The organism is Nocardia sp. NPDC046473, assembly GCF_040645995.1.
Taxonomy (GTDB): Bacteria; Actinomycetota; Actinomycetes; order Mycobacteriales; family Mycobacteriaceae; genus Nocardia.
Window position 1 is genome coordinate 446762 of the sequence record NZ_JBEYZJ010000009.1, and the last position, 24793, is coordinate 471554.

Here is a 24793-nt window from a genome sequence, read left to right on the forward strand (position 1 = left end):
GAACACGTTGCGCGGCAATCACTCCCAGCTGAGCCCACCGCGTCGCCATTCGTAGGCGTAGGCCACCGAGACGTTGAAGATGAACAACGCCATCGCGGCCAGACCGAAGAGACCGAGCGCATCGAAGTGCACTGCCCACGGGTAGAGGAACACGATCTCGATGTCGAAGATGATGAACAGCATGGCGGTGAGGTAGTACTTCACCGGAAAGCGTTGGCCCGTCACGTTTCCCGGGCCGCCGGCGATGGCGTGCGGCGTCGGTTCGATGCCGCATTCGTACGCCTCGAGCTTGGCCCGGTTGTACCGCTTCGGCCCGACCAGGGCCGCCATGACGATGGAGAACACCGCGAACGCCGCGGCGATCGCGCCTAAGACCAGAGTGGGCATCTCGATATTCACGAAAGCGCTCTCCCTTTACTCTGCGCTAGCCCCTCCTTGCGAGCTGGAGCCTGCGGGTGGGTCTTCCGTTGCCGGACGGCAGCTTCCGAGGCGGGCTGACGTCGTTGTCCGCCTCGGCCAGACCCGCCCCATGGCCTGCTCGACGCGAGTAGGGCTGGTACCCGCGCTGGTGTGAGCTAGGGCACAGCCTACAACTGATCGCTCTGAGTGCCGCACGTTTGGTCGCTGCGTTTGATCGAATTCGCGACGTCGATTCATGACTGAAACGGGGGTAATCCGGGATGTTGTCACGTGACGTTGGTTGACCGGTCAGTCTGTCCTGCGAAAACATGACTATTGCAGCGGTTTTCGGGGCGTCATCGTGGCGTTCGCCGGGATCGGGTCGCGAGGTCGAGCGGCTAACTCACCGCTTCCCTCCGGATCGAGTCCGGAACGGTTCGGTGGGTTTGTCCGAATTGACGGCAGTGCATCGAGTGCAGGTCAAGAGCGATTGATTAATGCACACTCTGCATAAGTGAGTGTGTGGAACCGGACTATTCAGGCTGCCGAACGGTTGCGCAGCAACCCGACGACCGCCTCGGTGAGCCGGATCGGATCGATCGGATGCGACACCGCCGCCTCCGCGCGCGACCAGTTCGCCAACCAGGCGTCGTCGGGACGACCGGTGAGCACGAGTACCGGTGGGCAGTGCTCGATTTCGTCCTTGAGTTGCTTGGCGATGCCGAGCCCGCCGGTCGGCGCCGACTCGCCGTCGAGGATCAGGAGGTCGAAGCCGCCCGCGTCCATGCGCTCGATCACCACGGGGCCGGTGGCCACTTCGAGGTAGTCGAGGGACGGTAGTTCGGGGTGCGGGTGTTTGCCCAGTGCCAGGATCACCTGGCGCCGGGTATCGGCGTCGTTGCTGTATACGAGGACCCGCAGAGGGGTGGAACGAGTCGAGTCGGCCACCAGCGCATGCTACTTCCGCGAGGGTCTCGTCCGTGGCATGTTGGGCCAGATCCACCTCCGCGCGTCGCGCACGCGCGGCGGCTCCCGCGCGTCGCGGGCCGGGTCACCGCGCGTCACCGGGGGTGCTTGCCGCTGCAGGAAGATCGCAAGTTATCCGTAAGAATCGGCCGGTAGAGTCCCCGAAATGCGGGGCGATCTAACCCAGGCGCTCGTCGATACCGACGTGTGGACCGATGAAATGCTGGACAGCACCGGGATTCCGGTGATCGATGTGCCGTTCGTGACGATCGGCAGTGGGATCGGCTCGTTCGTCACCTACGACACGTTGCGGATCTTCGGGGTGCCCGCACAGTCCATGGCGGTGCTCGGGCCGCAGGAGCACCCGTGGGCGTCCTATGAGTACCTGACGAGGGTGTCGCAGATTCCGCGCGGCGAGCGGCTGCGCAGCGACTCGGCCTCGGAGCCGGACAACATGTGGGGCTTCCCGTCCTATGCGGTGCGGGAGGCGATCGCGGACAAGTCGATCCGGCCGCTGTGGAATGTGTTCGTAGAGCCGATCTTCGCGAACTACTACACGCCGCGGGCGGGGCAGGCATTCGTCGGGATGGAACGCGAGTTCCGGCGCATCGACTATGCGAGTTCGTTGCATCGTGGGCAGGTTCGCATGGTGCGCAAGCGGCAGGGTGGTGGGTACTTCACGATTCTCACCCCGGCGGCCGGGTCGACGCCGACCAAGCGGGTGGCGTTTCGCAGCACGTATGTGCATGTGGCGGTGGGGTATCCGGGGCTGAAGTTGCTGCCGGATCTGCAGGAGTATCGGGAGACCCACCGCGACCCGACGCGGGTGGTGAATGCGTACGAGCCGCATGAGCACGTCTATCAGGCGTTGCAGCGCAGGCCGGGGACGGTGCTGATTCGCGGTAGCGGGATCGTGGCGAGCCGGGTTCTGCAGCGGCTCATCGATGATCGCGACCGGCTGCAGTTGAATACGCAGATCCTGCATCTGTTCCGCACCTATGTCGCCAGATCGCACGGCAAGAGCGTGTTCAACCGGCGCAAGGGCGCCGACGGCTGGGCGTATCAGGGATTCAACTATCCGAAGTCGGTGTGGGGCGGGCAACTCAAGCAGAAAATGCGTTCGCTGCAAGGGGAGCAGCGAGCCGAGGCGTACAAGGAGATCTCCGGGACGAATACGCCGATCCGGAATTCGTGGCAGGAGCAGTTGAAGCGCGGGCGCAAGCAAGGCTGGTATCAGGTGATGGCCGGGACCATGCGGGCACCGCGGCCCGCCGAGGGACGGCAGGGCGTGGTCGCCACGATCATTCCCGATCCCACCGCCGAGCTGCCGACTCCGCCGCCGACGCAACCGTTCGACACCACAGTCGATTACATCATCGACTGCACCGGGCTCGAAGCCGACATTCGCGAGCATCGGCTGCTGGCCGACCTGCTGGACCATGCCGGGGCCGGGCGAAATCCGGTGGGACGCCTAGACGTGGACACCACGTTCGAGTTGATCGGCACGCGAAGTGGCACTGGACGCATCTATGCATCCGGTAGTGCGACACTCGGCGGGCCGTTCGTCGGGGTCGATACCTTCCTCGGGCTACAGATCGCCGCGCAGGAGATCGCGGACGATCTTGCGGCGCTGGGGTTCTGCCGTCGGATGGGTCCACTGCGCTCGACGCGGCAGTGGTGGTCATGGGTCACGAACAAGAAGATCTGAGCTGATGCTGCCAACTTTGAACGGGCGAATTCAGACCCGGGTACTCGCGCTGAGCGTGATCGGGTTCTTCGTCGCACTGATCATCACGCCGTTTCTGCCGACGGGATCGCTGAGTCTCGGGCAGGCCTACCGGGTGACGTTATCGATCCTGCTCGCCACCGTTCTGGTCGGCGTGCTGTGGGAGCTGCTCTACCATTTCTTACAACAGTTCCGCTGGGAAAAGGATTGGCCGACGCTGTTCGGCTTCCTGACCATGGTCAACGAGGGGGCGCTCATGTGGGTGCTCGTCCGGTACACGACCGTGGTGTTGCCCGAGTCGCTGCATCCGTCGCTGACCGCGTTCTTGATTCAGTTCGTCGTCACCTGGATGGTGTTCTGGCTCATCGTCAATGGGCCGATGCGGGTTGTGTTTCATCGGTGGCGTTTTCAAGGTGGCAGGTTCTTGTGAGTAGTCAGATCGAGGTTCTTCCCGGCGGTCACCTGGTGGGCGGTGCCGGAGGTGTGGTTGTGGTGGTCGCGCATCGGGTCGCCGGTGCGGTGACCGCGGATTCGGTGGCGGCGCGGGCGTTGACCGAACTGCTCGGGATCGTGCGGCAAGCCGGAGCGCAGGAGCCGCGGCGGCGCGGGCGGACAGTGGCACGGTTGGCCACCAACTGGTTGATGGGGTTGGAGAACGGGGATGAGGACGAGGTCGAGTTCGGGGTGATCACGCCGGGGGACGGTGGGATCGCGGTGTTCTTGCACGGTGGGGTGACGGCGGTGTTGGCCGGGGTGGAACGGTCGGAGACGCTGCGGGGGCGGGAGGCGGGGTTCACTGTCGACCGGGTCGTGTCGCCCGCGCCGGGTGTCGGGGCCGGGTTGTTCGTGGATGAGATGGGGGCTGAGGTCGAGATATTGCCCGCGCGTGGGGTTTTCGCGTTGGCGGAAGGTACGGCGCCGGGCGCGGGAGCGGTGCTGTGGTTCGATGCTGCCGATCACGAGGCTGTCACGGAGGAAGTTCCGCGAGGCGGTTACTCGGCGCAACCCGTATCCGACGCTCAGCGCGCGTTCGAGCCGTGGCGCGAGTTCCCGCCCAACGACGTGTTCGACCCGTCGCGCATGTCCGACCCGTCGGCCGTGTCCGGACCCCAATACGTCTCGGACCCACAGCACTCGTCCGACCCATCGGCCGTCTCGGGACCCCAATACGTCTCGGACCCACAGCACTCGTCCGACCCATCGGCCGTGTCCGGGCCTCAATACACCTCGGACCCGCAGCGCGCGCCTGAGCCCGAATACCTCTCCGATCGGCAGCACGACATCGCCAACCGGGAGCGCGTGCTCGAGCCTCGAGACGGCGCCGAGCCGCGGAGCGCTTCCGACCCGTCGGTTGTGTCCGGACCCCAGTACATCTCCGACCCGCAGCGGGCATCCGACCTGTCGCGTGTGTCCGGCCCTCGAGATGCGTTCGACCCACAGCAAGCGTCCAATCTATCGGCCGTGTCCGGACCTGAACACATCGCCGACCCACAGCACTCGTCCGAACCCCCACACGTGCCCGCCCCGCGGCGGGCGCCGGACCTGTGGAAGCGGGATGAATCTCTGGACGCGGCAACGGAGAACTACAGCACAGCGGCGATACAGCCCGAGTCTCCTGCGCAGGCAGGTGGCGAGCCGCTGCACTACGGTGAACCGGCGCACCTCGCGGCGGAGCCTTCGCATGTGCCGCCCTACTCTGGCGCGCCGGTGCCGGGGCACAGTGAGGCAGTCGACGAAGGCCCACGGACTCAAGAGCCCTCGAGCGCACCGCGGTTCCCCGACTCAGCCGCGCCGAGGCCCACTGCTTCACCATCCCCGGCTGGGCACTCCTCGAGTGCGCCGCGCTTTCCCGGCGCGGTCGGGACAGGGCACGCCGGGTCGGTCAGCGGCGAATCTTCCTCCGGCACTGGGGAATCCTCGAGCGTGCCGCGTGATTCTGGCGGGTCGGCGCCGGGGCGCATAGGTCAAGATGTAGGTCTTCCTAGCGGGGCTGCGAGCGCCGGGGCGCGGAGCGAAGAATCGTCAACTCTGGGGGAGTCGCCGGGCTTCCCTGGTACGGACGTAGCAGGGAGCACCGAACTGCCCGATGAAGGCTCGTCACCTCGGCACGTTCCACCGGGTGCAGTGACTCCGCCGCATCCGCACCACTCATACAGCGCCGCGGATGCCGGATGGCCGAGCGAAGAATCGTCACCCGGAAGCGCGACACCGCCGCACCAGGTCGCCTCGTCCGGCGCGAATCCTGAGTGGGCGAGCCAAGAGTCGCCTGCCGTGCGTCCGGGACTGCCACACATCGCGATGCCGAACCTGCACAAGCCCGCTCGGACGGAGCAACCGGAGAATGCTGGGCAGGCATACAGCGGTGCACAGCCTGGTATTCCGCAGCACGATTCCGGTGCACACGAGGAGGTTCAGGACCGCTTCAGCGACGTGGATTTCCAAGAGACCATGATCTCGGCGGAGAGCTTGGTTGCGCGGGTTCTCGACAGCGCCGCCATTCCTGAACAGATCCCGCAGGGTGTGGTGGTCAAGGGGTTCAAGTGTGCGCGTGATCATCTCAATGATCCGCGGGTGTCGTTCTGTGCGGTGTGCGGGATCCGGATGGATCAGCTGACCTGTGTGCTCACCGATGGTGTCCGCCCGCCACTCGGGTTGCTGTTGCTCGATGACGGCACCTCGTTCGTCCTCGACAATGATTGCGTGCTGGGCCGCGAGCCCGAAAATGCGGAGGCCGTCGCGCACGGCGCTCGGCCCGTTCGTCTGGAAGATCTCTCCGGCGGAATGTCGCGCGCCCACGCCGAGATTCGTCTCATCGACTGGGACGTCACCGTTGTCGACGGCGGCTCCACCAACGGCACCCACGTCCGCCAACCCGGCCACCAGGATTGGACCCGCGCCATCCCCGGCCACCCGATGAAGCTGACCCCCGGCGCCCAGGTCCAGCTCGGCGGCCGCGTCGTCACCTTCGACTCTCAACACGGTCAGCTGTAATTACCCGATGAATACGAAGATCCTCCCCAGTTGTCGCCATTGGAGTTGATCATTCTGGGTGTGTTTCTACTTGGGATATGAATTCCAGAAATGGCTCGCGTGGGGTCGGCCGCCGCTCGGCGCTGCTCCGATTCGCAATGGTTTTATTGGCGGCGATCGGCACGGCGGTGGTCGCCGTCGCTCCGGGTGTTTCCGCGGCGCCGGCCGACACCACCTGTCCCACCAAGCCGAAGCCGACCGGCACAGTGCTGCAAGGCTATTGGGAGAACTGGGACGGCGCGTCCAACGGTGTACACCCTGGCATGGGCTGGATCCCGATCACTGATGCCCGCATCGCCGCGCACGGCCACAATGTCATCAACGCGGCGTTCCCGGTGATCGAGTCCGACGGCACCGCGCGCTGGGAGGACGGGATGGACGCGACGGTGAAGGTCGCGACGCCCACGGAGATGTGCCAGGCCAAGGCGGCCGGCGCCACCATCCTGATGTCGATCGGCGGCGCGGCGGCGGGCATCGACCTCAACTCCAGTGCGGTCGCCGATCGTTTCATCGCGACCATCGTGCCGATCCTGAAGCAGTACAACTTCGATGGCATCGATATCGATCTGGAAACCGGGCTCGTCGGCAGCGGCGACATCAAGACCTTGTCGACCTCGCAGGCCAACCTGGTCCGCATCATCGATGGCGTTCTCGCCCAGATGCCCGCCGGTTTCGGCCTGACCATGGCACCCGAAACCGCCTACGTCACCGGCGGCAGCGTCACCTACGGTTCGATCTGGGGCGCTTACCTGCCGATCATCAAGAAGTACGCCGACAACGGCCGCCTGTGGTGGCTCAACATGCAGTACTACAACGGCAGCATGTACGGCTGCGCGGGCGACTCGTATCAGGCCGGCACGGTCCAGGGTTTCATCGCTCAAACCGATTGCCTGGCAAAGGGGCTCACCGTTCAGGGCACCACGATAACCGTGCCCTACGACAAACAAGCCCCGGGCCTTCCGGCCCAGTCCGGTGCAGGCGGCGGCTATATGACACCGAACCTGGTCGCCCAGGCCTGGAACCACTACGGCACCGGCGCCAGCAATTCGTTGAAGGGCCTGATGACCTGGTCCATCAACTGGGACGGCTCCCGCAACTGGACCTTCGGCAACAACGTCAAGTCCCTCCAGGGTCGTTAGCCCACTTCGCTCGGGGTCAGAGCATCGCGCGACCACGCGGTGGGAAGTATCGGCTGCCCGCGGTGGCCGTCGATTGTTCTCACAGCGGTTCGTAGCCGCACGCGACCAATCCCGGATCTACTACACTATGTAGTGTGACAGCGAATGTCAGACCGGTACGCCTCGGTCTAGGCCGCCGCGGCGCCTGGACGGCACTCCTCGCCGGAGTCGGCGCACTGGGCGTAGTGGAATTCTCCGTCCTTCACTTGCTCGCCACCGGCCTACTACCGCACCCGGCTGCCCTCATCATCGACCTGGTCATTGGAATCCCTACCGCCACACTGATACTCGCGGTCGCCTCCCCTTTGTGGAGCACCCACCGCCTCACCCGAACCCACCTACACCTCCGCTTCGGCTGGCTGGCCGCCATCGACATCCCCCCACCGCTCATCCACGACGCCAGCACCTACCGCCCACCCGTCCAACACCCCGCCCAAACCGGCCTCGACTTCGACTCCAAATCCGCCACGTGGTCCGCCATCCGCTCCCCAGCCTCCCCCCTGATCCGCATCACCCTCACCGACCCCATCCCCGCCCGCACCCAGGCCTGGCGCCGAGTCTCCCCCCGCTCGATCGTGATCAGCGTGGACAACGCCGACACATTCCTTTCCGCCCTCGACTCCACCCGCGACAATTAGGCGAAACCTCCTGCAGGCCAACGTCGACGGCTTCCACGCCAGAGTCTGTCAAAACCGAGCGGACCTACTCCGGTACGTGAATCGGCGGCGACTCCAGCGACCAAGATGTCGATTCGTGTGCTGCCGGTGAGCGGCCCACAGTGCGGTGACCGGGGCGGGGATCAGGCGGGGTGGAAGGCGGCGGGGCCTACTTCTTTGGGGTCGAGGATGTGGGTGAGGAAGAGGCGGGTGGTGGGGGTGGGGGTTCGGGTGGTGATGGCGTGCCAGGGGCGGTCGAGGGGGGTGCCGGTGACGGGGAGGATGTGCAAGGTGCCGGATTCGAGGTCTTGGGAGACGGCGTCGCTGTGGATGAGGGTGACGCCCAGGCCTTCTCGGGCGGCGGCGAGGACGGCGCCGTGGCTGCCGAGAGTCAGGGTGGGTGGGGCTATGTCGAGTTGGTCGAGCAGGGCGAGGGTGGCGTCTCGGGTGCCGGAGCCGCGACCGCGCAGAAGCCAGGTGGTGTGCAGGGGGTCGTGGTGGGTGGCGCCGACGACGATGAGGTTGCTGGGGCGGCGGGCACGGATGACCAGGCCGGTGTTGCGCGGTGGGCGGCCTGCGATGACGAGATCTGTTTCGTGGTGCTGTAATTCGAGGAACAGGACGTCGCGGGGGTGTACGGACAGGCTGAGTTCGATGTCGGGGTAGCGGTTGCGGAAGGCGGCGAGGGGGCGCAGCAGGACGTATTCGCCCGCGGTGGCGACGACGCCGATGCGTAGTCGGCCGGTTTCGGCCTGCTGAACGGCGGCGTGGGCTTCTTTCATCAGGCCGAGGATGCTGCGGCAGTATTCGGCGTAGACGCGGCCCGCCTCGGTGAGTGCGATGCCGCGGCCGGATTTGGCGATGAGCTTGGCGCCGAGCTGTTTTTCGATGTGCGCGACGGCGGCGGAGACGGCAGCTTCGGTGATGTGCAGCTGGGCGGCGGCGCGGCGGATGCTGTTGAGGCGGGCGACCACCAGGAATGTTTCCATTCTGGCCGCACTGACCGCTCCCATCTGCCGACGGTAGCAAACGATCGACGGTGACTCTGGTGCCAACGGAATTGACGGCTCCGGGGGAGCGGCGCGGGGGTGGTGATCTGTGGAAACATCGATGAGGTCGAGGGCAACCCGACGGCGGCGCGTGACTCCCCTTCCGCGCCGCGCACGAACACCCCGGGACGGTGCGCGTCCCGGGGTGCTCGTTGCGGGTTCCGGAAGTTTTCCGTCGCCCGCGGCCCTTCTTACCCCCGCAGCGGTCGCGTGAAACCTGACTATTCCGTTGAGTTTTCACAGGAACAATCAAATTGTTTGTTGTCGGCGCTGCCGTCATCCTGGAATTCGTCAGGCGCGCAACCGGTAACGGACGTCCCGCAGTACGACTGCCAGGAGGAACGATGGCTGAGGAAACCGAGCGGGGCCGGTGGGATCCGGGTGTTCAATCGTATGCGTCGATGGGATATTACGCGCCGGACTATCAGCCGTCGGATACCGATGTGCTCGCCGTTTTCCGGGTGACCCCGCAGCCCGGCGTGGACCCGATCGAGGCGTCGGCCGCGGTGGCCGGTGAATCGTCCACGGCGACCTGGACGGTGGTGTGGACCGACCGGCTGACCGCGCACTCGAAGTACCAGGCCAAATGCTATCGGGTCGACGAGGTGCCGGGGCGGCCCGGCGAGTATTTCGCTTATGTCGCTTACGATCTCGATCTGTTCGAGGAGGGCTCGATCACCAATCTGACGTCCTCGGTGATCGGCAACGTGTTCGGTTTCAAGCCGCTGCTGGCACTACGTCTGGAGGACATGCGGATTCCGGTGGCGTATGTGAAGACGTTCCAGGGTCCGCCGCACGGCACGGTGATGGAACGGGAATATCTGAACAAATACGGTCGGCCGCTGCTGGGCGCTACAGTGAAGCCGAAACTCGGTCTGTCGGCGCGTAATTACGGCCGGGTGATCTATGAGGCGTGCAAGGGCGGGCTGGATTTCACCAAGGACGACGAGAACATCAACTCGCAGCCGTTCATGCGCTGGCGTGATCGCTACCTGTTCGCCATGGAGGGCGTCAACCGCGCCATGGCCGAGACCGGTGAGATCAAGGGCCACTATCTGAATGTCACCGCGGCGTCGATGGAGGACATGTACGAGCGGGCCGAGTTCGCCAAGGAACTGGGCAGTGTCGTCATCATGATCGACCTGACCGTGGGGTACACGGCGATGCAGTCGATGTCGCACTGGGCGCGGCGCAACGGGGTGCTGCTGCATCTGCATCGGGCCGGGCATTCCACCTTCACCCGGCAGAAGACGCACGGGGTGAGCTTCCGGGTGCTGGCCAAGTGGTGCCGGCTGATCGGGGTCGATCATGTGCACGCGGGCACAGTGGTCGGCAAGCTCGAGGGCGACCCGGCGACGACGCGCGGGTTCTATGACACGTTGCGGGACAACCACATTCCCTTGAACCCCGGCAACGGCATCTTCTTCGATCAGGATTGGGCGAGCCTGCCCGGGGTGATGCCGGTGGCCTCCGGTGGCATCCACGCGGGCCAGATGCATCAGTTGCTCGATCTTTTCGGCGATGATGTGATCCTGCAGTTCGGTGGCGGCACCATCGGGCACCCGCTGGGGATCGCGGCGGGCGCCGAGGCGAACCGGGTGGCGCTGGAGGCGGTCGTGAAGGCCCGCAACGAAGGTCGCGATCTACTCAAAGAAGGCCCGGACGTGTTGCGTAGGGCCGCCGAGATCTGCCGTCCGCTCGACGTCGCGCTGGCGACCTGGGGCGATGTCACCTTCGACTACACCTCCACCGACGCACCGGATGCGGTGCCGACGGTCACTCGCTGAAACCTTTTGGAGCCCAACTCATGTACCTGCGTCACGGAACGTTTTCGTATCTGCCGGAATTCACCGACGCGGAGATCGCCGCCCAGGTGCGTTACGCGCTGCTGAACAGCTGGCCGGTGTCGATCGAATACACCGACGACCCTCATCCGCGCAACGCGTACTGGGAGATGTGGGGGCTGCCGCTGTTCGATCTGGACGAGCCCGACGGCGTCCTCGCCGAGATCAATGCCTGCCGTTCGACTTTCCCGCGCCATTACGTGCGGGTGCTGGCCTACGACGCCCGCTTCGGCCGGCAGACCACGGCACTGAGTTTCCTGGTGCAGCGCCCGGCCGACGAACCGGGCTTCCTGCTGACCCGCCTGGAAGGACCGGATCGTCAGCAGAAGTACGGCCTGCGCTCCTACGCCACCGATGACCGCCAGGGACAGCGGTATGGCGGCTGAGGCCAACGGTTTCCGACTACACCGTCCCAGCGCGAGCGACAGCAGGCCGGTGCGGGCCGAGCCTGCCGAGGCCGACGAGCCGGAGATCTTGGATGACGCTGCGGTACTGGATCTTTCGACCGACATCGCGGGCAACGACGTCGAAGACACCTTGCGCAGACTCGACGTCGAACTCGTCGGCTTGGCCAACGTCAAACGCCGGGTGCGCGAGATCGCGGCCCTGCTGCTGATCGACCGGGCCAGGCAACGTTTCGGCCTGAGCTCCTCGCGGCCCACCATGCACATGAGCTTCACCGGCGGGCCCGGCACCGGCAAAACCACCGTCGCATTGCGGATGGCCGAAATGCTGCACGCGCTGGGCTATATCCGCAAACCCAAGGTACACACCGTCACCCGTGACGACCTGGTCGGCCAGTTCATCGGCCACACCGCGCCGAAAACCAAGGAGGCACTGGCCAAGGCGGCCGGTGGGGTGCTGTTCATCGACGAGGCCTACTACCTGTTCCGCCCGGAGAACGAGCGGGACTACGGCCAAGAGGTCATCGAAATCCTGTTGCAGGAGATGGAAAGTGAACGCGCCAGCCTGGTGGTGATCTTCGCGGGCTACCCGGACCGGATGGAACGGTTCTTCTCCGCCAATCCCGGCCTGTCCTCGCGGGTGGCCCATCACCTGGAGTTCGCCGACTACACCCACGCCGAGCTGATGGGGATCGCCGAACTCATGGTGGCACGGGAGAACTTCCACTTCGACGCGCCCGCGCATACCGCCTTCGCCGAATACCTGGAGCTGCGGATGACCCGGCCCCGATTCTCCAACGCGCGCAGCGTCCGTAATGCGTTGGACCGCTGCCGGTTACGGCAGGCCAAGCGCCTGGTGGAGCTGCACCGGCCGCTGACCAAGACCGATCTGATCACGCTGACCGACCGGGATGTCTACGGCAGCAGCGTCTTCACCGACAGCACCGAACCGCAGGACGGGCCGAGCGCGCGGGCCCCGGCGTGACGAGATCGAGGCGCCCATGCCCGAAGGACTGAAGACGCTCACCCGGTACACGATCGAGGAGGAGCATCGCCATCCCGGCTCGTCCGGTGAGTTCTCCGCGTTGCTGAATGTCGTTGCCACCGCGACGAAAATCATCGCCAACCAGGTGACCAGGGGCGCCATCGTCGGGTCACACCGGGGGACGGCAGCAGGCGTAGCCGACGGGGTGGGTGAACACGGCGCGGCCGAGCCGGATGATCTGCCGCCGACGGTGCATCGCAAGCTCGACGCCATCGCCAACGACGTCATGGTGTCGGAAACCCAATGGACCGGGCATCTGGCCGCGCTGTTGTCGGAGCAGATGTCGAGCATTCACCCGGTGCCCGACGCGCATCGGCGCGGCAAGTATCTGCTGGCCTTCGATCCCCTCGACGGTTCCTCCAATATCGACGTAAACCTACCTGTCGGAACGATTTTCAGCGTGCTGCGAGCCTCGGAGCGGGAGCACGCCGCACCCACCGCCGACGACTTCCTGCAACCCGGCGTGCGTCAGGTGTGCGCCGGATTCACTCTCTATGGCCCGGCCACCATGCTGGTGATCACCACCGGCAGCGGTGTCGACGGGTTCACCCTCGACCGGGAGATCGGCGCGTTCGTGCTGACCCATCCGCGGATGCGCATCCCGGAGGACACCTCCGGGTTCGCGATCAACGCCGCCAACGAGCGATTCTGGGAGCGGCCGGTGCGCCGGTATGTGCACGAGTGCCTCGCCGGCGTGGAGGGGCCACGCGGGCGCGATTTCAATATGCGCTGGGTGGCGTCGCTGGTCGCGGACACCTTCCACATCCTGACCAGGGGCGGGATGTATCTGTATCCGCACGACAATCGCCCGCCGGTACGTCCCGGCCGGGTGTCGTTGATCTACGGAGCCAATCCGATCGCGTTCATCGTCGAGCAGGCCGGCGGATGGGCCACCACCGGTGGCGAGCGGGTGCTGGAGGTGCCGCCCGAGCACGTGCACCACCAGGTGCCGTTGATCTTCGGGTCGCGCAACGAGGTCGAGCGGATCGAGCGCTACCACAGCGAACCCGACGACGGGCATGTGTTCGACAGCTCGCTGTTCGGGTCGCGGTCGCTGTTTCGTCCGGCGCCGCACTGAAATCTGTTGTCCGGCAATCGAGGAGGTGCCATGTCGGTCAAACATCCCGTCGTCGCGATCACCGGATCATCCGGTGCGGGAACGACCAGCGTCACACGGACATTTCAAGAGATCTTCCGTCGTGAAGGCATCAATGCCGTTGTGGTGGAAGGTGATTCGTTTCACCGCTACGACCGCAACGAGATGAAGCTGGCGATGGCCGAGGCCGAACAGAACCGCAATCCGACCTTCTCGCATTTCGGGGAGGAGGCGAACCTGCTCAAAGAGCTGGAGACATTGTTCCGGGATTACGGCGAGACCGGGGTCGGGTCGGTGCGCAAGTATCTGCACGACGAACTCGAGGCCAAGCCGCACGGACAGCCCGCGGGCACGTTCACGCCGTGGGAGGATTTGGCGCCCGGTAGCGATCTGCTGTTCTACGAAGGTTTACACGGTGCCGCCGTCACCGACACTGTGAATGTCGCGCAGTACGCGGATCTACTGGTCGGGGTGGTGCCGATCGTGAATCTGGAATGGATTCAGAAGGTGATCCGGGACAAGACCGAGCGCGGATATTCGAGCGAGGCGGTGATCGATACGATCCTGCGGCGGATGCCCGACTACGTGAAGTACATCTGCCCGCAGTTCTCCCACACCTACGTCAACTTTCAACGCGTGCCCACCGTGGACACCTCGAACCCGTTCATCGCGCGCAGCATTCCGACCGCCGATGAGAGCTTCGTCGTCATCCGCTTCGCCGACCCGAAGGTCATCGACTTCCCCTACCTGCTGTCGATGCTGCACGACTCGTTCATGTCCCGCCCCAACTGCATCGTGGTGCCCGGCGGCAAGATGGCACTGGCCATGCAGCTGATCTTCACCCCGCTGATCCTGCGCCTCATGGACAAGCGCCCCAAACGTCCGCACTGATCGCTCGCCGCGCGTGAGTTCGCGGCCCGCGCACGGATTCGCCGACGATTTCGCGCGCGACCTGAGGTGCTGTGCGCGCGGCCTCGACTAGATGCCACTCGGAAGTTTCTGCGTTACCCTCGAACCGACCCTATTCAACGAGTTGCATATGCGAGGTGCCGTGATGACTACGTTCCGCGAGGCCGTCGAAGCCAGAGACACCGACGCGGTCGAGGCGCTGCTCGCCGATAACGTCGTATTCACCAGCCCGGTCGCGTTCAAGCCCTACCCCGGCAAGGCGATCACCGCCGCCATCCTGCGTGGCGTGCTGCGCGTCTTCGAGGACTTCCACTACCTGCGCGAGATCGCCAACCCCGACGGCCGCGACCACGCGTTGATCTTCGAGGCGAAGGTGGACGGCAAGACCGTCAACGGCTGCGACTTCCTGCACTACGACGACAACGGCAAGATCGACAGCTTCACCGTGATGGTCCGCCCGCTCTCGGCCGCCCAGGCGCTGTCCGAGGCGATGGCCGCCCAGTTCCCGCAGATTCAAGAAGAGGCGTTGGCTGCCGCACAAGGCCGGTCGGCTTCATAACCGGGCCGGTTCCCAGAGACGCCCAGGGCTCATCGTCGACGCGGCAACAACGTCGAATCCAACTGCTCGATGGCCTCATGAATTACCCTGCGGCCCGCCGGATCTGGCCGCGGCCATGGTGCTGTCAGTCCGGCAGCAGCGGCACCGACAAGCCCTCGCCGCGGCCGAGCAAGGCAGCGCGGGTGACGGCGGCGGAGCCGAAGCGGTGACGTAGGTCGTCGAGGGTCGCGTCGAGGGTGTTGGTGGCGCGCGCTTCGAAGGGGAGCGGCAGTTGGAACGGGTCTGCGTCAGCGAGATTGGTGAGCGCGAGGCCGATCAGGGTGAGGCCACGTTCCTGGATCAGCGGCATGGCGGTGGCCAGTAGCGATCGCGCGGCGCACAGCAGAGTCCCGGTGTGGTCGGTCGCTTCGGGCAGGGTGTGGGAGCGGGTGGCTCGGGTGAAGTCGTCGAAACGCATGCGCAGCACCAGGGTTCGGCAGATGCGGTCGGCGGCGCGCAGGCGGCGGCCGAGGCGGTCGGTGAGGCCGTGCAGGTAGGCCTCGATCTCGTCGGGCGGGTGGGGCTGGCGGCCGAGGGCGCGCTGGGCGCCGATGGAGCGGCGGCGCACGCCGGTTTCGACGCGACGGGGATCGCGCGCCCAGGACAGGGCGTAGAGGTGGCGGGCGGCGCCTGCGCCGAGCAGGGCGCGCAGCGGGCTTTCACCGAGGTCGGCGAGTTGGCCGACGCGGGTGATGCCGTGTTCGTGCAGGGTGCGGGCGGTGACTTCGCCTACGCCCCACAGTCTTTCGATGGGCAGCGGGTGCAGGAAGTCGAGTTCGGCGTCGGGTGGCACGAAACGCAGGCCGTCGGGTTTGGCGACAGCACTGGCAACCTTCGCGAGAAATTTGGTGCGGGCGATGCCCACCGAGATCGGCAGACCGACTTGGTCACGCACTTGGCTGCGTAATCGTTCGGCGATGCCGATCGGTTCGCCCGCGATGCGGCGCAGCCCGCCGACATCGAGAAACGCCTCATCGATCGAAACACCCTCGACCACCGGTGTGGTGTCGTGGAAGACCTCGAACACCGCCTTGCTCGCCTCGGCATACGCCGACATCCGCGGCGGCACCACGATCGCATGCGGGCACAGCCGCCGCGCCTGCCCACCGTTCATCGGCGTGCGCACCCCGAACGCCTTCGCCTCATAACTGGCCGCGAGCACGACACCGCCGCCGACGATGACCGGTTTGCCGCGTAGCCGGGGATTGTCGCGCTGCTCGACCGAGGCATAGAACGAGTCGAGATCGGCGTGCAGGATCGAGGCCTCGGCCCGCGCGACGATCCGCGGGCGGGAGGCGGGCGCGTCGGACACGAACATATGTTCGCATGGCCCACCGACAAGCGGAACCCTGGTCATCGCCGAGAATGACCAAATCTACGGCTTGGCTACGTAGCAATTCGGACGAACCGGTACGCTGGCCCGACAGCAGGGCACGTTTTTGGATGAGGGAGTCGGTACTGTGCGCGGATTTGGAGACCTGGAGGCGGTGATCATGGACCGCATCTGGGATCGGGACGCAGAGGACACCACGGTGCGCGAGATCTTCGACGAACTGTCCGCACAGCGCGACATCGCCTACACCACCGTCATGTCCACCATGGACAACCTGCACCGCAAGGGCTGGCTGGCACGCGAACGTTCCGGCAAGGCCTACAAGTACTGGCCGACGCTGACCCGCGAGGAGCACAGTGCCCGGCTGATGCTCGAGGCGCTCGGCGCGGGCGGGCGTTCCGATCTGGTGCTCAGCCATTTCGTCGACCGGATCAGCGCCGAGGAATCGGCCGGATTGCGCGCCGCGCTGCGCAGGATCACCGCCCGCAAAACCCCCGACGCACCGCCGGGTGACGCCACGTGACACTGGCGATCGCGTTGATGTTGTACGGCGCCACCGTGGCCACGCTCGGGCCGCCGGTGCTGCGCAGGCTGACCCGCCGCGGTAACGCGCCGCGGCTCGGCATCATCGCCTGGGTCGTCGCGATCGTCGGCACGCTGGGCGCGTGGGCCGCGGCGGCGACCATGCTCACCGTCGAGTTCGCCACCTACTGGGGACATCCGCACGACGCGCTGCGCGCCTGCTTCGCGATCATGTGGAACCCGATCCACGACGGCAGCGGCGCGACCAAGGCGGTCACCTTCGCGGTCGGCGCGTTGGTCGCGGCGTGCACGATGGCGGTGGTGGCACGGGCGGTGTCGGTGGTGCGGGAGATGCGCAGGCGCACCCACGCGCACGCGAAGGCGCTGCGGCTGGTCGGGCGACGGATGCCCGGGCTGGGTGCGCTGGTGCTGGATTCGCCGGAGCGCCAAGCCTATTGCGTGCCGGGGCGGCCCGACACGATCGTGGTGACCAGCGCCGCGCTGGATGCCTTGGCGCCGGATCAGCTGGCCGCGGTGCTGGCGCATGAACGGGCGCATCTGTCGGGTCGGCATGCGCCGTTGACCGCGGTGCTGCGGGCGATCGCCACCACGTTGCCGGGGTTGCGGCTGGTTACCGCCGGCACCGCGGAAATCACTCGGCTGCTGGAGATGTGTGCTGATGACAAGGCCGCCGACAAGCATGGTTCGGAGCCGTTGCTCGGTGGGTTGCTGGCGATCCTCGGGGTGTCCGAGGCGCTGCCCGACGGTGCGATGGCTGCCGCGGGCACCGCGGTGCTGGCCCGGGCCGAGCGCCTGGTGGATCCGGTGAGCCGGATCCGGCGGGCGACGACCCGTACGGCATTGCTCGGCGTGATCGCCGCGACGGTAACGGGATTGGCGTTCGTCGCGGCCACGGTAGCGTTCTGCAGCGCTGTGTTGGGCTGATGTTGTCAGGAGTTACCGTGCGCCTCACCTGGGATCAGGTTTTCGCGTGGCGATTGCGGCGACAATATGTCGCTGAGCCCGCCGCGGGTGTGTCCGAGATCGTCGCCCGGTTGTGTGGGGTGCAGGCACAGGTCACCTCGGCCGCGGAAATGGCGGTGGCGCTGCGCAGTTCGGCTCCTGCGGCCGGTGCACTGGTTGACGAGCTCGGCAACGGCACGTTGGTCAAGACGTGGGCGATGCGCGGCACCTTGCACGCGCTGACACCGGATCTCGCCGCAGCGTGTCTTTCGCTGCTGGCCTCGGCGCGTACCTGGGAGAAACCGGCGTGGGAACGTAACTTCGGTGCGTCACCGGCCGAGGTCGCGGCCTTGACCGAGGAGGTGCGCCGAGTCCTCGACGGCGCTGTGCTCACTCGCGAGGAGCTGGTCGAGACTCTCCTGGCCGACCCGGCTTACCACCGGCTCGGTGAACAGCTGCGCTCCGGTTGGGGTGCGTTGCTCAAACCACTTGCCTGGCAAGGGGCGATCTGTCACGGCCCGGCCCAGGGCGCCAAGATCACGTTCGCTGATCCGGCCAAGCTGATCAAGGGCTGGCCCGGCCTGCCCGAACCCGATGTCGCTGCCCCGCAGGCGATTACCGCCTACCTCGGCGCCTACGTCCTGCGACGCCGGAGGCGTTCGACGCCTGGCTCAGTCGCGGCAGTCTACGCAAAACCACACTGCGCCGGTGGTTTTCGGAACTGGGGGACACCCTCACCGAGGTCGAGGTCGAGGGCCGCTCCGGCTACGCATTGACCGAACACCTCGATGACCTCGCCGCGACCGAACCCACGAAGTCTGTCCACCTTCTCGGCGGCTTCGACCAGTACATCCTCGGCCCCGGCACCGGCGACACCGCCCTGCTGCCCGGCGATCACCGTGCGAAGGTCAGCCGCACCGCAGGCTGGATATCCCCGATCGTCGTCGCAGGCGGCCGCATTGTCGGCACATGGGAACTCGACGGCGACGCAGTGGCCGTGTCCACGTTCGATGGCACCCCGTTGCCGAAGAAGGGTCTGGCAGCAGCGGTCGAACACCTCGGCGTGGTCCTCGGTCGAGACTCCTTGGCCGTCCAGGCCGTGTAGGTGCGCCTCGGGCCTACCGGGTTTGCGCCATATTCCCGAAGTCCCCTGTCCGCCAGAGGATGTGGTTCGCGATTTCGGCGATGCGCCAGCCGTCCGAGGTGTCTCGCAGATCCGCGGTGCCGACACCACCGGCGATCAACGACCGTTCGAGCATAGCGGCGTCGGCGGATCGGTCTTTCCAGAGATGGATGGCGACGAGATTTGCTCGCACGGTGGTGGTTTCGCCGTCTATCGTCACATCGTGGCCGGTGGGCAGGTGTTGGCTGCCTTCGAAGCGGGTGCAGCTCTCGGCGTGGCTGTTGGCGATGTTCGCCGGGCCTATCGTGGCTATACCGTTGGGGCGGATGGTTTTTCCGTCGGGCGTGAAGATCTGTCGGAAATGTGGCTCGTCGAACTGTTTGTCGTCCAGGGCGCGGAAGTATCTGTTGAATACTCGGGTAATCCGTGCGGTGTCGAGCAAATTGTCGAGTTCGGCTTGGTCTGTGGCCTGCACGGGTTCGAGTACGCCCGAGCACCGTCGCCCTCGGGTGGCGACTAGAGGTCGAAGTCTCTTTCCGTGAGTGCGACCTTGGCGCCGGGTACAGCTATGGCCTGTCCGGCCAGGCCGATGAAAGTCACCTTGAACCAACGCGTCAGCATCTTGCCGTCTCGATCGACGAGAGTGCTCGACAGCACGACGTGGAGGGGGTCCGGGAACTTCGCGCCACCGAAATCGGCCACGGCCTGCCCGCCTCTGCCGACTTGCTCCGTGATGATTTCCTTTGCGGTGGTGACCATTTTGTCGCGTCCATGGTCTGTGTCGTACTCGCGGAAGATACTGGGCCCGGCTGCGGTGGTCGCCTGCGCGGCCGGGCTCGCCGCGCTCTCGACGGTGTCGGTGCACGCGGTGACGCCGAGGATCGCGCCGACGGCGAGGACCGCCACGGCAAGCGCCGGGCGACGCCCGGATACCGGTCTGGGCGAGTACTGTTCGGTCATGTCGGCTCTCTGCTACGTCGAAACCGCCATGTAATCACACCTCAGCGCCGCCTGCACGGACATCACCCCGCCTCTTCACCAGCAACCATATGACTCGCCTCGATGGCACCAACAACCATTTGACTCGCCTCGATTTCCCCAGCATCTCTGAACCGGACCACAGCCAGTCTTCACGCTGGAACTCGCACGCTGCCCATCACAGGCTGCGGAAGAGAAGGTCGGGGACCCCACCTGACGTGCCCAGCACTACTCCGGTCATCCGATGAGCTGTCGAAAACCTCTGGGGCAGCGGACTATCGGAGGTCTCTCTGTACACGGACCCGAATCAGTACAGTTGAGAGACCCCGCAAAGGTGCACCTATCCGGGCAAGTGCTGCTTAGGGCTCCATGTGGTGAGCAGTTCATTGAGCTGAAGACCTGTCCACGTTTTCCTGTGAGTGGTGCTGGGCGCGTCGGGTGGGGTACCCGGCTTTAGGTGTGCGTCAGGTGTGTGGTGTCGCGTTTTTGAGGTGGTCATCTGGCTGTGGTTGCGTTGCGGGAGTTCGATATTGAGTGAATCTCGGCTTCCGGGGTGGTGAAGAAACCTGCGGACACCGTTTGTGTCGGGCGCTCACTCAGTACAGCGGGGGTGGGGCTGACACGGTGGGTGTCCGGTTAGGTTCTCGCGTGGTGATCCGGCGATGGTTGCGCCCCGCAAGGGTGTATTGCCTTGGATCTGCACTCGGAATTGGGCTCTAGGGTCGGTGCAGATCCCGAGAGTGTGCGCGGATTCTGTCGTCTGTTAAGCGATTTGGGGGGCTGCACACCGTTTGTGTCGGGCGCTCACTCAGTACAGCGGGGGTGGGGCTGACACGGTGGGTGTCCGGATGGGTTCTGGCGTGGCGATCCGGCTTGTGGCTGTACCTCACGGGCTTCGGCGTGGCGAAACCCGTTGGTGGGGGGGTTCACAGGGGGTGTATACCCTTCACAGCAGCTCAGCACCCTGTGAAAGGTGTGGGCGCTCTGTGAGTTCGGCAGTTACCGACGGGGAGGTGCCGGTCGCCACCGGCCGGTGCGGGTTGCGGGCCGGATTGCCTCGGATCTGCACTCTGTCTTGGGATCGGCACTCGGAATAGGGCCCTAGAGTGGGTGCTGATCCGAGAGGGAGTGCAGATTCGCTGCAGTGTGCTGCGGTCGGTGGGTGTCAGGTGGGGATTTTGTTTGATGCTGGGTCGCGCGGATTGTCTGCGGATGGCGGGGTGGTCGAAATTGGTTGGGGTGTTGTCGCGGATGGCAATTTGGTGCGCAATCCGACCAGGCCGGCGAGGACTGCTACGGCGGCGGTGACGTACCAGCCGCGGTGGAAGGCGTCGAGGGTTGCTTGGGGGGTGGTGGGGGTGCCCAGGACGGCGACGAACAGGGCGACGCCGAGGGCTAGGCCGATTTGGCGGGCCATGCTCAGGACGGCGGAGCCGGTGGCGAAGCGTTGGGGTGGGAGGCCGCTGGTGCCGGCGGCGAAGGAGGTGGGGAGGCTGAGGCCGACGCCTAGTCCGCTGACGAGCATGCCGCCGAGCAGTCCGCCCACGTAATCGGGGTGCAGGGTGATCGCTTGGGCCCACCAGAGCAGGCCTGCGGCGAAGGTGATTCCGCCTGCGGCGATGACCTACCAGGACAACCCCGTTCGCCACGACTACCGCCTCACCCCGAAGGGCCGCTCCCTGTGGCCGGTCGTCACCGCGATGCGCCAATGGGGCGACGACCGGGCTGCCCCCGCCGACCCACCGCTGGAGCTCATACACAAGCCCTGCGGACACACCGCGGTAATCGCCCCGGTCTGCTCCCACTGCGGCGAACACGCCACCCGCTCCGACCTGCAACCCGTCCTCGGCCCCGGCGCCCGCACCCCTGCCCTCCTCCCGGTCCCGGTGCACTAGGCGAGGATCCGCCGGCTCGCACCGCGGCGCTGCTCGTTCCCGGCAGATCGGACGGGGACCTGATGTGGCATGCACCGCAGCATTGCTCCCGATCCCCGCGCACTAGCCGAGGAGTCGTCCTTTGCCCACACCGCGGCCGCCGTTCAATGACGCTGGCGTGTGCGGTGTTTCACCCACCCACCGTCCGACACCTTCAGGACCTCCCAACGTGTCGCGCTGACCCGCCAGCGCCGACCCGCACTTGCCGTAGGTTGCGTGCTCTTGACACAAGCTGCAACCAACGTCGAGAGCACGCTTCGTACGTCAAGTCGTCGTGGCACTATAGGGGGGCGCGCATCCGGGTTTGGGCCTCGCCTCGGCATTGCTCTCGCTGCTACCCATCCCAGCAGACGACTCGCTGGCATCGAGTTGGCTGACCGCTGCGGCGGGTGGTTAGGGTGCGGGGGTGGATGGGCAGCTGATCGATACGGTGGCGTGGGTGCGGATCGAGGGTGGGCGGATTCTGTGTGCGCGGCCGCGGGGCAAGGATGTGTTCTATATTCCCGGGGGTAAGCGGGAGGGCGCGGAGACCGATCTGCAGACCTTGGTCCGGGAGATCGAGGAGGAGCTCGCCGTCGCGTTGCTGCCCGAGACGGTCGCGCACGTCGGCACCTATGAGGCGGTGCACGCAACCGAGCAGGTGGTGCGGATGAGCTGCTATACCGCCGACTATCACGGCACGCTCGCCGCGAGCAGTGAGATCGAGGAGATGGCGTGGTTCAGCTACGCCGATCGGGCGCTGGTGCCGCCGGTGGATCAGCTGCTGTTCGACGATCTGGTGGATGCGGGCCGATTGCGTTGAGCCGCAGGCGCAACGCGCTACGGTCGGCGGTATGAGTTTGGTCCTGGGGTGGCTGCGCGCGGCGGCCTATGCCCTGTGGGCGCTGCCGCTGGCGGTCGGCCCGGTCCCGCCGCGACTGCGGGTGCCGCGGCGATTGCTCGGCGAATCCGTCACTCCACGTAAGTATTCGGCAGTGCGTGCGGTGTGGCATTCGCTGCTCAGTGGCGCGCTGGCGGTGGTGACCTGGTTCTTCGCGTTCCTGGCGGTGCTCGGCGCAGTGCGTGGCGCGTTGTATCCACTACTCACGAGCGGGTACGAGAACGCGTGGGGCGGCCCGAGTTTGGCCGGGGCCTGGTCGGTGCACCTGCTCATCGGCGCCGCCCTGGTGCCGGTGTGGCTGCTGGTGCTCGCCGGACTGGGCACGTTGCAGGTATGGCTCGCCCGAGCCGTGCTCGGGCGAGCAGCACCACGCTGGCCCGTTGCGGTGGCGGTGCTGGTGTGCTCGGCGGGTGTGCTGTTGTTCCTCGCCTGGCTCGATCAGGCGTGAGCTCAGCACAGTGAACATATCGAGCCCATCCACTGCCCCTTCAGCACTCGATCAGGCGTGAGCTCAGCAGAGCGGAAACGTCGAGCCGACGAACTGCCCTTTCAGGAAACACACGAGGAAGAACACGAATTCGCGGGCGTAGGTGGCGGCCCCGGAGTCCACGGTCGAGACCACCGGCGCGGCCTCGGGTTCGGCGACCGCGGGCGCGGCAACCGATAACACCAGCGCACTCGAAACGAGCACGGCGGCAAGGGTTCGCGCGATACGCATAACCCGACTCCCTTCGAACGGTGAAACCCCGACAGCCCCGAGGTGGCGGGGCTGTCGGGTTGTTCAGGTGGTGACGGCCGGACGCTGTACGCGTTCGATGAGATGTTCCACCAGTGTCGTCAGCACCGTCTTGCACGAGTTGCGGTCGCGGGCGTCACACAGCAGCACCGGGGTGTTGGGGTCGAGGTCGAGCGCGTCGCGCACCTCATCGATCGTGTAGACCGGCGCTCCGTCGAAGCAGTTGACTCCGACGATGAACGGCAGTCGCCGCCGTTCGAAGAAGTCGACGGCGGCAAAGGAATTGCCGAGTCGTCGGGTGTCGGCCAGCACGACCGCGCCGAGCGCTCCGCGCGCCAGCTCGTCCCAGAGGAACCAGAAGCGGTCCTGCCCGGGGGTGCCGAACAGGTACAGCACCAGGTCCTTGTCGATGGTGAGCCTGCCGAAGTCCAGAGCGACCGTGGTCGTTGTCTTCTGCTCCACGCCGGACAGATCGTCGACGCCGGTGCTGACCTCGGTGATCAGTTCCTCGGTGCGTAGGGGCGCGACCTCGCTGATCGCCGACACCATGGTCGTTTTGCCGACACCGAACCCGCCGGCGACGAGGATCTTGACCGAGGCGGCCAGGTGCGGCGTGCCGCTGGGGTCAAAGTTTTCGGATTCCATCCAGTACCGCTCGCAATATGTTGAGGTCTTCGGGCCCGGCTTCCGTCGGGACGGGAGCACGGAATATGAGTTGCCCGTCGCCGATTAGGTCGCCGACGAGGATCTTCGTCACCGCGAGCGGTAAACGCAACTGTGCCGACACTTCGGCCACCGATTGCGAAACACGGCACAGCCGAAGGATATCGGCGTATTCGGGTTCCATCCGGCGCGAGGCGCCCGCCGATTCGTCGGCGACCACCGAGGTGAGCATGTCGAGTTCGGGACCGCCGCCCGCGGTGCGCCCGCGCGTCACCGCGTACGGACGGACCAGCGGGCCTGCCGCTTCATCGAACCAGGGCTCACGCGGGTGGGTCATGGCAGAGTCGATTCACCCTGTCCGACGAGATCGCGCCGTGGCGTGGTGGACAGGTAGTTGCCGACGCGTTGGACGGTGAGGTTCATCTCGTAGGCCACCATGCCCAGGTTCGCGGACTCGATCGCTTGCAGCGCAAGGCATGCGTTGTCGCCGGCGGAGGTGACGAACAGCACTGCCCGATCGAGTTCGATGACGGCCTGGCGCACGCCGCCGCCGTCGAATCGGTTGCCGGCGCTGCGGGCGAGCCCGTAGAGCGCCGAGGACATCGCGCCGAAGTGTTCGGCGTCTTCACGGGTCATCGCGCTGGAGCGGCCGAGTAAGAGTCCGTCGGTGGACAGCACCACCGCGTGGCGCACCCCGGCCAGCCGGTCGACGAGATCGTCGAGCAGCCAATTGAGATCACCTGTGGGAGAAGAGGACACCC

27 protein-coding genes and 1 pseudogene are annotated in these 24793 nt (G+C 66.0%); 17 read left to right on the forward strand and 11 right to left on the reverse strand.

Features of this window, described 5'->3' with window-relative positions:
• Positions 1 to 18: 18 nt before the first annotated feature.
• Together ABZ942_RS32555 and ABZ942_RS32560 are read right to left on the reverse strand one after the other, a co-directional pair.
• Positions 19 to 399 carry an NADH-quinone oxidoreductase subunit A gene (locus ABZ942_RS32555; RefSeq protein ID WP_357388760.1) on the reverse strand — a complete coding sequence of 127 codons (381 nt, stop codon included), beginning with the start codon at positions 397 to 399 and terminating at the stop codon, positions 19 to 21.
• 537 nt (positions 400 to 936) lie between these two features.
• Positions 937 to 1347 (reverse strand): hypothetical protein, encoded by a 411-nt coding sequence (locus ABZ942_RS32560; RefSeq protein WP_357388762.1) that lies wholly within the window; start codon positions 1345 to 1347, stop codon positions 937 to 939.
• A gap of 184 nt (positions 1348 to 1531) precedes the next feature.
• On the opposite strand from ABZ942_RS32560, the gene ABZ942_RS32565 reads away from it, so the two are divergent.
• The 5 genes from ABZ942_RS32565 (at position 1532) to ABZ942_RS32585 (ending at position 7937) form a co-directional block, all read left to right on the forward strand.
• Positions 1532 to 3073, forward strand: coding sequence for a hypothetical protein (locus tag ABZ942_RS32565; protein ID WP_357388764.1), 1542 nt, complete (start codon positions 1532 to 1534; stop codon positions 3071 to 3073).
• 4 nt (positions 3074 to 3077) lie between these two features.
• Positions 3078 to 3521 carry a hypothetical protein gene (locus ABZ942_RS32570; RefSeq protein ID WP_357388766.1) on the forward strand — a complete coding sequence of 148 codons (444 nt, stop codon included), beginning with the start codon at positions 3078 to 3080 and terminating at the stop codon, positions 3519 to 3521.
• Positions 3518 to 6082 carry an FHA domain-containing protein gene (locus ABZ942_RS32575; RefSeq protein WP_357388768.1) on the forward strand — a complete coding sequence of 855 codons (2565 nt, stop codon included), beginning with the start codon at positions 3518 to 3520 and terminating at the stop codon, positions 6080 to 6082. The genes ABZ942_RS32570 and ABZ942_RS32575 overlap by 4 nt, the downstream gene beginning before the upstream one ends.
• A gap of 77 nt (positions 6083 to 6159) precedes the next feature.
• Complete coding sequence (locus tag ABZ942_RS32580) at positions 6160 to 7260, forward strand: chitinase (RefSeq protein ID WP_357388770.1); 1101 nt, start codon at positions 6160 to 6162, stop codon at positions 7258 to 7260.
• A gap of 134 nt (positions 7261 to 7394) precedes the next feature.
• A complete protein-coding gene (locus ABZ942_RS32585; RefSeq protein WP_357388772.1) occupies positions 7395 to 7937 on the forward strand; it encodes a hypothetical protein in 543 nt (180 codons plus the stop codon).
• 161 nt (positions 7938 to 8098) lie between these two features.
• Here ABZ942_RS32585 and ABZ942_RS32590 read toward each other — a convergent pair whose 3' ends face one another.
• Positions 8099 to 8968 (reverse strand): LysR family transcriptional regulator, encoded by an 870-nt coding sequence (locus ABZ942_RS32590; protein ID WP_357388774.1) that lies wholly within the window; start codon positions 8966 to 8968, stop codon positions 8099 to 8101.
• 380 nt (positions 8969 to 9348) lie between these two features.
• Here ABZ942_RS32590 and ABZ942_RS32595 point away from each other — a divergent pair, with 380 nt between their 5' ends.
• The 6 genes from ABZ942_RS32595 (at position 9349) to ABZ942_RS32620 (ending at position 14861) form a co-directional block, all read left to right on the forward strand.
• Positions 9349 to 10791 (forward strand): form I ribulose bisphosphate carboxylase large subunit, encoded by a 1443-nt coding sequence (locus ABZ942_RS32595; RefSeq protein ID WP_357388776.1) that lies wholly within the window; start codon positions 9349 to 9351, stop codon positions 10789 to 10791.
• 20 nt (positions 10792 to 10811) lie between these two features.
• Complete coding sequence (locus ABZ942_RS32600; RefSeq protein ID WP_357388778.1) at positions 10812 to 11234, forward strand: ribulose bisphosphate carboxylase small subunit; 423 nt, start codon at positions 10812 to 10814, stop codon at positions 11232 to 11234.
• The gene (locus ABZ942_RS32605; RefSeq protein WP_357388780.1) at positions 11224 to 12237 is read left to right on the forward strand and encodes an AAA family ATPase; all 1014 of its coding nucleotides are present in this window, start codon (positions 11224 to 11226) and stop codon (positions 12235 to 12237) included. The genes ABZ942_RS32600 and ABZ942_RS32605 overlap by 11 nt, the downstream gene beginning before the upstream one ends.
• A gap of 16 nt (positions 12238 to 12253) precedes the next feature.
• Positions 12254 to 13375 (forward strand): class 1 fructose-bisphosphatase, encoded by a 1122-nt coding sequence (locus ABZ942_RS32610; RefSeq protein WP_357388782.1) that lies wholly within the window; start codon positions 12254 to 12256, stop codon positions 13373 to 13375.
• 30 nt (positions 13376 to 13405) lie between these two features.
• Positions 13406 to 14284: a phosphoribulokinase gene (locus tag ABZ942_RS32615; RefSeq protein ID WP_357388784.1), complete on the forward strand. Its 879-nt coding sequence runs from the start codon at positions 13406 to 13408 to the stop codon at positions 14282 to 14284.
• A gap of 163 nt (positions 14285 to 14447) precedes the next feature.
• Positions 14448 to 14861 (forward strand): nuclear transport factor 2 family protein, encoded by a 414-nt coding sequence (locus ABZ942_RS32620; RefSeq protein ID WP_357388786.1) that lies wholly within the window; start codon positions 14448 to 14450, stop codon positions 14859 to 14861.
• 124 nt (positions 14862 to 14985) lie between these two features.
• Here the strand turns inward: ABZ942_RS32620 and dinB are convergent, their stop codons facing one another.
• Positions 14986 to 16218 carry a DNA polymerase IV gene (dinB, locus tag ABZ942_RS32625; RefSeq protein ID WP_357389032.1) on the reverse strand — a complete coding sequence of 411 codons (1233 nt, stop codon included), beginning with the start codon at positions 16216 to 16218 and terminating at the stop codon, positions 14986 to 14988.
• Between the two features lie 142 nt (positions 16219 to 16360).
• Between dinB and ABZ942_RS32630 the strand changes: the two genes are divergently transcribed.
• The 3 genes and pseudogenes from ABZ942_RS32630 to ABZ942_RS32640 all read left to right on the forward strand — a co-directional run bounded on the left by ABZ942_RS32630 (position 16361) and on the right by ABZ942_RS32640 (position 18823).
• The gene (locus ABZ942_RS32630) at positions 16361 to 16756 is read left to right on the forward strand and encodes a BlaI/MecI/CopY family transcriptional regulator (RefSeq protein WP_357388787.1); all 396 of its coding nucleotides are present in this window, start codon (positions 16361 to 16363) and stop codon (positions 16754 to 16756) included.
• Positions 16753 to 17700: a M56 family metallopeptidase gene (locus ABZ942_RS32635; RefSeq protein WP_357388788.1), complete on the forward strand. Its 948-nt coding sequence runs from the start codon at positions 16753 to 16755 to the stop codon at positions 17698 to 17700. Before ABZ942_RS32630 ends, ABZ942_RS32635 begins: the two co-directional genes overlap by 4 nt.
• A 149-nt stretch (positions 17701 to 17849) precedes the next feature.
• Positions 17850 to 18823 (forward strand): annotated as a pseudogene (locus ABZ942_RS32640) (crosslink repair DNA glycosylase YcaQ family protein).
• A 13-nt stretch (positions 18824 to 18836) separates the two neighbouring features.
• Here the strand turns inward: ABZ942_RS32640 and ABZ942_RS32645 are convergent.
• From ABZ942_RS32645 to ABZ942_RS32655, 3 genes are all read right to left on the reverse strand, one after another.
• Complete coding sequence (locus tag ABZ942_RS32645) at positions 18837 to 19316, reverse strand: nuclear transport factor 2 family protein (RefSeq protein ID WP_357388790.1); 480 nt, start codon at positions 19314 to 19316, stop codon at positions 18837 to 18839.
• A gap of 41 nt (positions 19317 to 19357) precedes the next feature.
• Complete coding sequence (locus ABZ942_RS32650) at positions 19358 to 19801, reverse strand: hypothetical protein (protein WP_357388792.1); 444 nt, start codon at positions 19799 to 19801, stop codon at positions 19358 to 19360.
• Between the two features lie 1183 nt (positions 19802 to 20984).
• On the reverse strand, positions 20985 to 21365 hold the full coding sequence (locus tag ABZ942_RS32655; protein ID WP_357388794.1) for a hypothetical protein: 381 nt from the start codon (positions 21363 to 21365) through the stop codon (positions 20985 to 20987).
• A 16-nt stretch (positions 21366 to 21381) separates the two neighbouring features.
• Here ABZ942_RS32655 and ABZ942_RS32660 point away from each other — a divergent pair, with 16 nt between their 5' ends.
• The 3 genes from ABZ942_RS32660 (at position 21382) to ABZ942_RS32670 (ending at position 23081) form a co-directional block, all read left to right on the forward strand.
• The gene (locus tag ABZ942_RS32660; protein WP_357388796.1) at positions 21382 to 21714 is read left to right on the forward strand and encodes a winged helix-turn-helix transcriptional regulator; all 333 of its coding nucleotides are present in this window, start codon (positions 21382 to 21384) and stop codon (positions 21712 to 21714) included.
• Between the two features lie 445 nt (positions 21715 to 22159).
• Positions 22160 to 22555 (forward strand): NUDIX domain-containing protein, encoded by a 396-nt coding sequence (locus ABZ942_RS32665; protein ID WP_357388798.1) that lies wholly within the window; start codon positions 22160 to 22162, stop codon positions 22553 to 22555.
• Positions 22556 to 22586: 31 nt separating this feature from the next.
• On the forward strand, positions 22587 to 23081 hold the full coding sequence (locus tag ABZ942_RS32670; RefSeq protein WP_357388800.1) for a hypothetical protein: 495 nt from the start codon (positions 22587 to 22589) through the stop codon (positions 23079 to 23081).
• 63 nt (positions 23082 to 23144) lie between these two features.
• Here the strand turns inward: ABZ942_RS32670 and ABZ942_RS32675 are convergent, their stop codons facing one another.
• From ABZ942_RS32675 to ABZ942_RS32690, 4 genes are all read right to left on the reverse strand, one after another.
• Positions 23145 to 23351, reverse strand: a complete 207-nt coding sequence (locus ABZ942_RS32675; protein WP_357388802.1) for a hypothetical protein — start codon at positions 23349 to 23351, stop codon at positions 23145 to 23147.
• 63 nt (positions 23352 to 23414) lie between these two features.
• On the reverse strand, positions 23415 to 24014 hold the full coding sequence (locus tag ABZ942_RS32680) for an ATP/GTP-binding protein (RefSeq protein WP_357388804.1): 600 nt from the start codon (positions 24012 to 24014) through the stop codon (positions 23415 to 23417).
• Positions 23995 to 24369 carry a DUF742 domain-containing protein gene (locus ABZ942_RS32685; protein ID WP_357388806.1) on the reverse strand — a complete coding sequence of 125 codons (375 nt, stop codon included), beginning with the start codon at positions 24367 to 24369 and terminating at the stop codon, positions 23995 to 23997. The genes ABZ942_RS32680 and ABZ942_RS32685 overlap by 20 nt, the downstream gene beginning before the upstream one ends.
• Positions 24366 to 24791, reverse strand: a complete 426-nt coding sequence (locus tag ABZ942_RS32690; RefSeq protein WP_357388808.1) for a roadblock/LC7 domain-containing protein — start codon at positions 24789 to 24791, stop codon at positions 24366 to 24368. The genes ABZ942_RS32685 and ABZ942_RS32690 overlap by 4 nt, the downstream gene beginning before the upstream one ends.
• Positions 24792 to 24793: the final 2 nt, after the last annotated feature.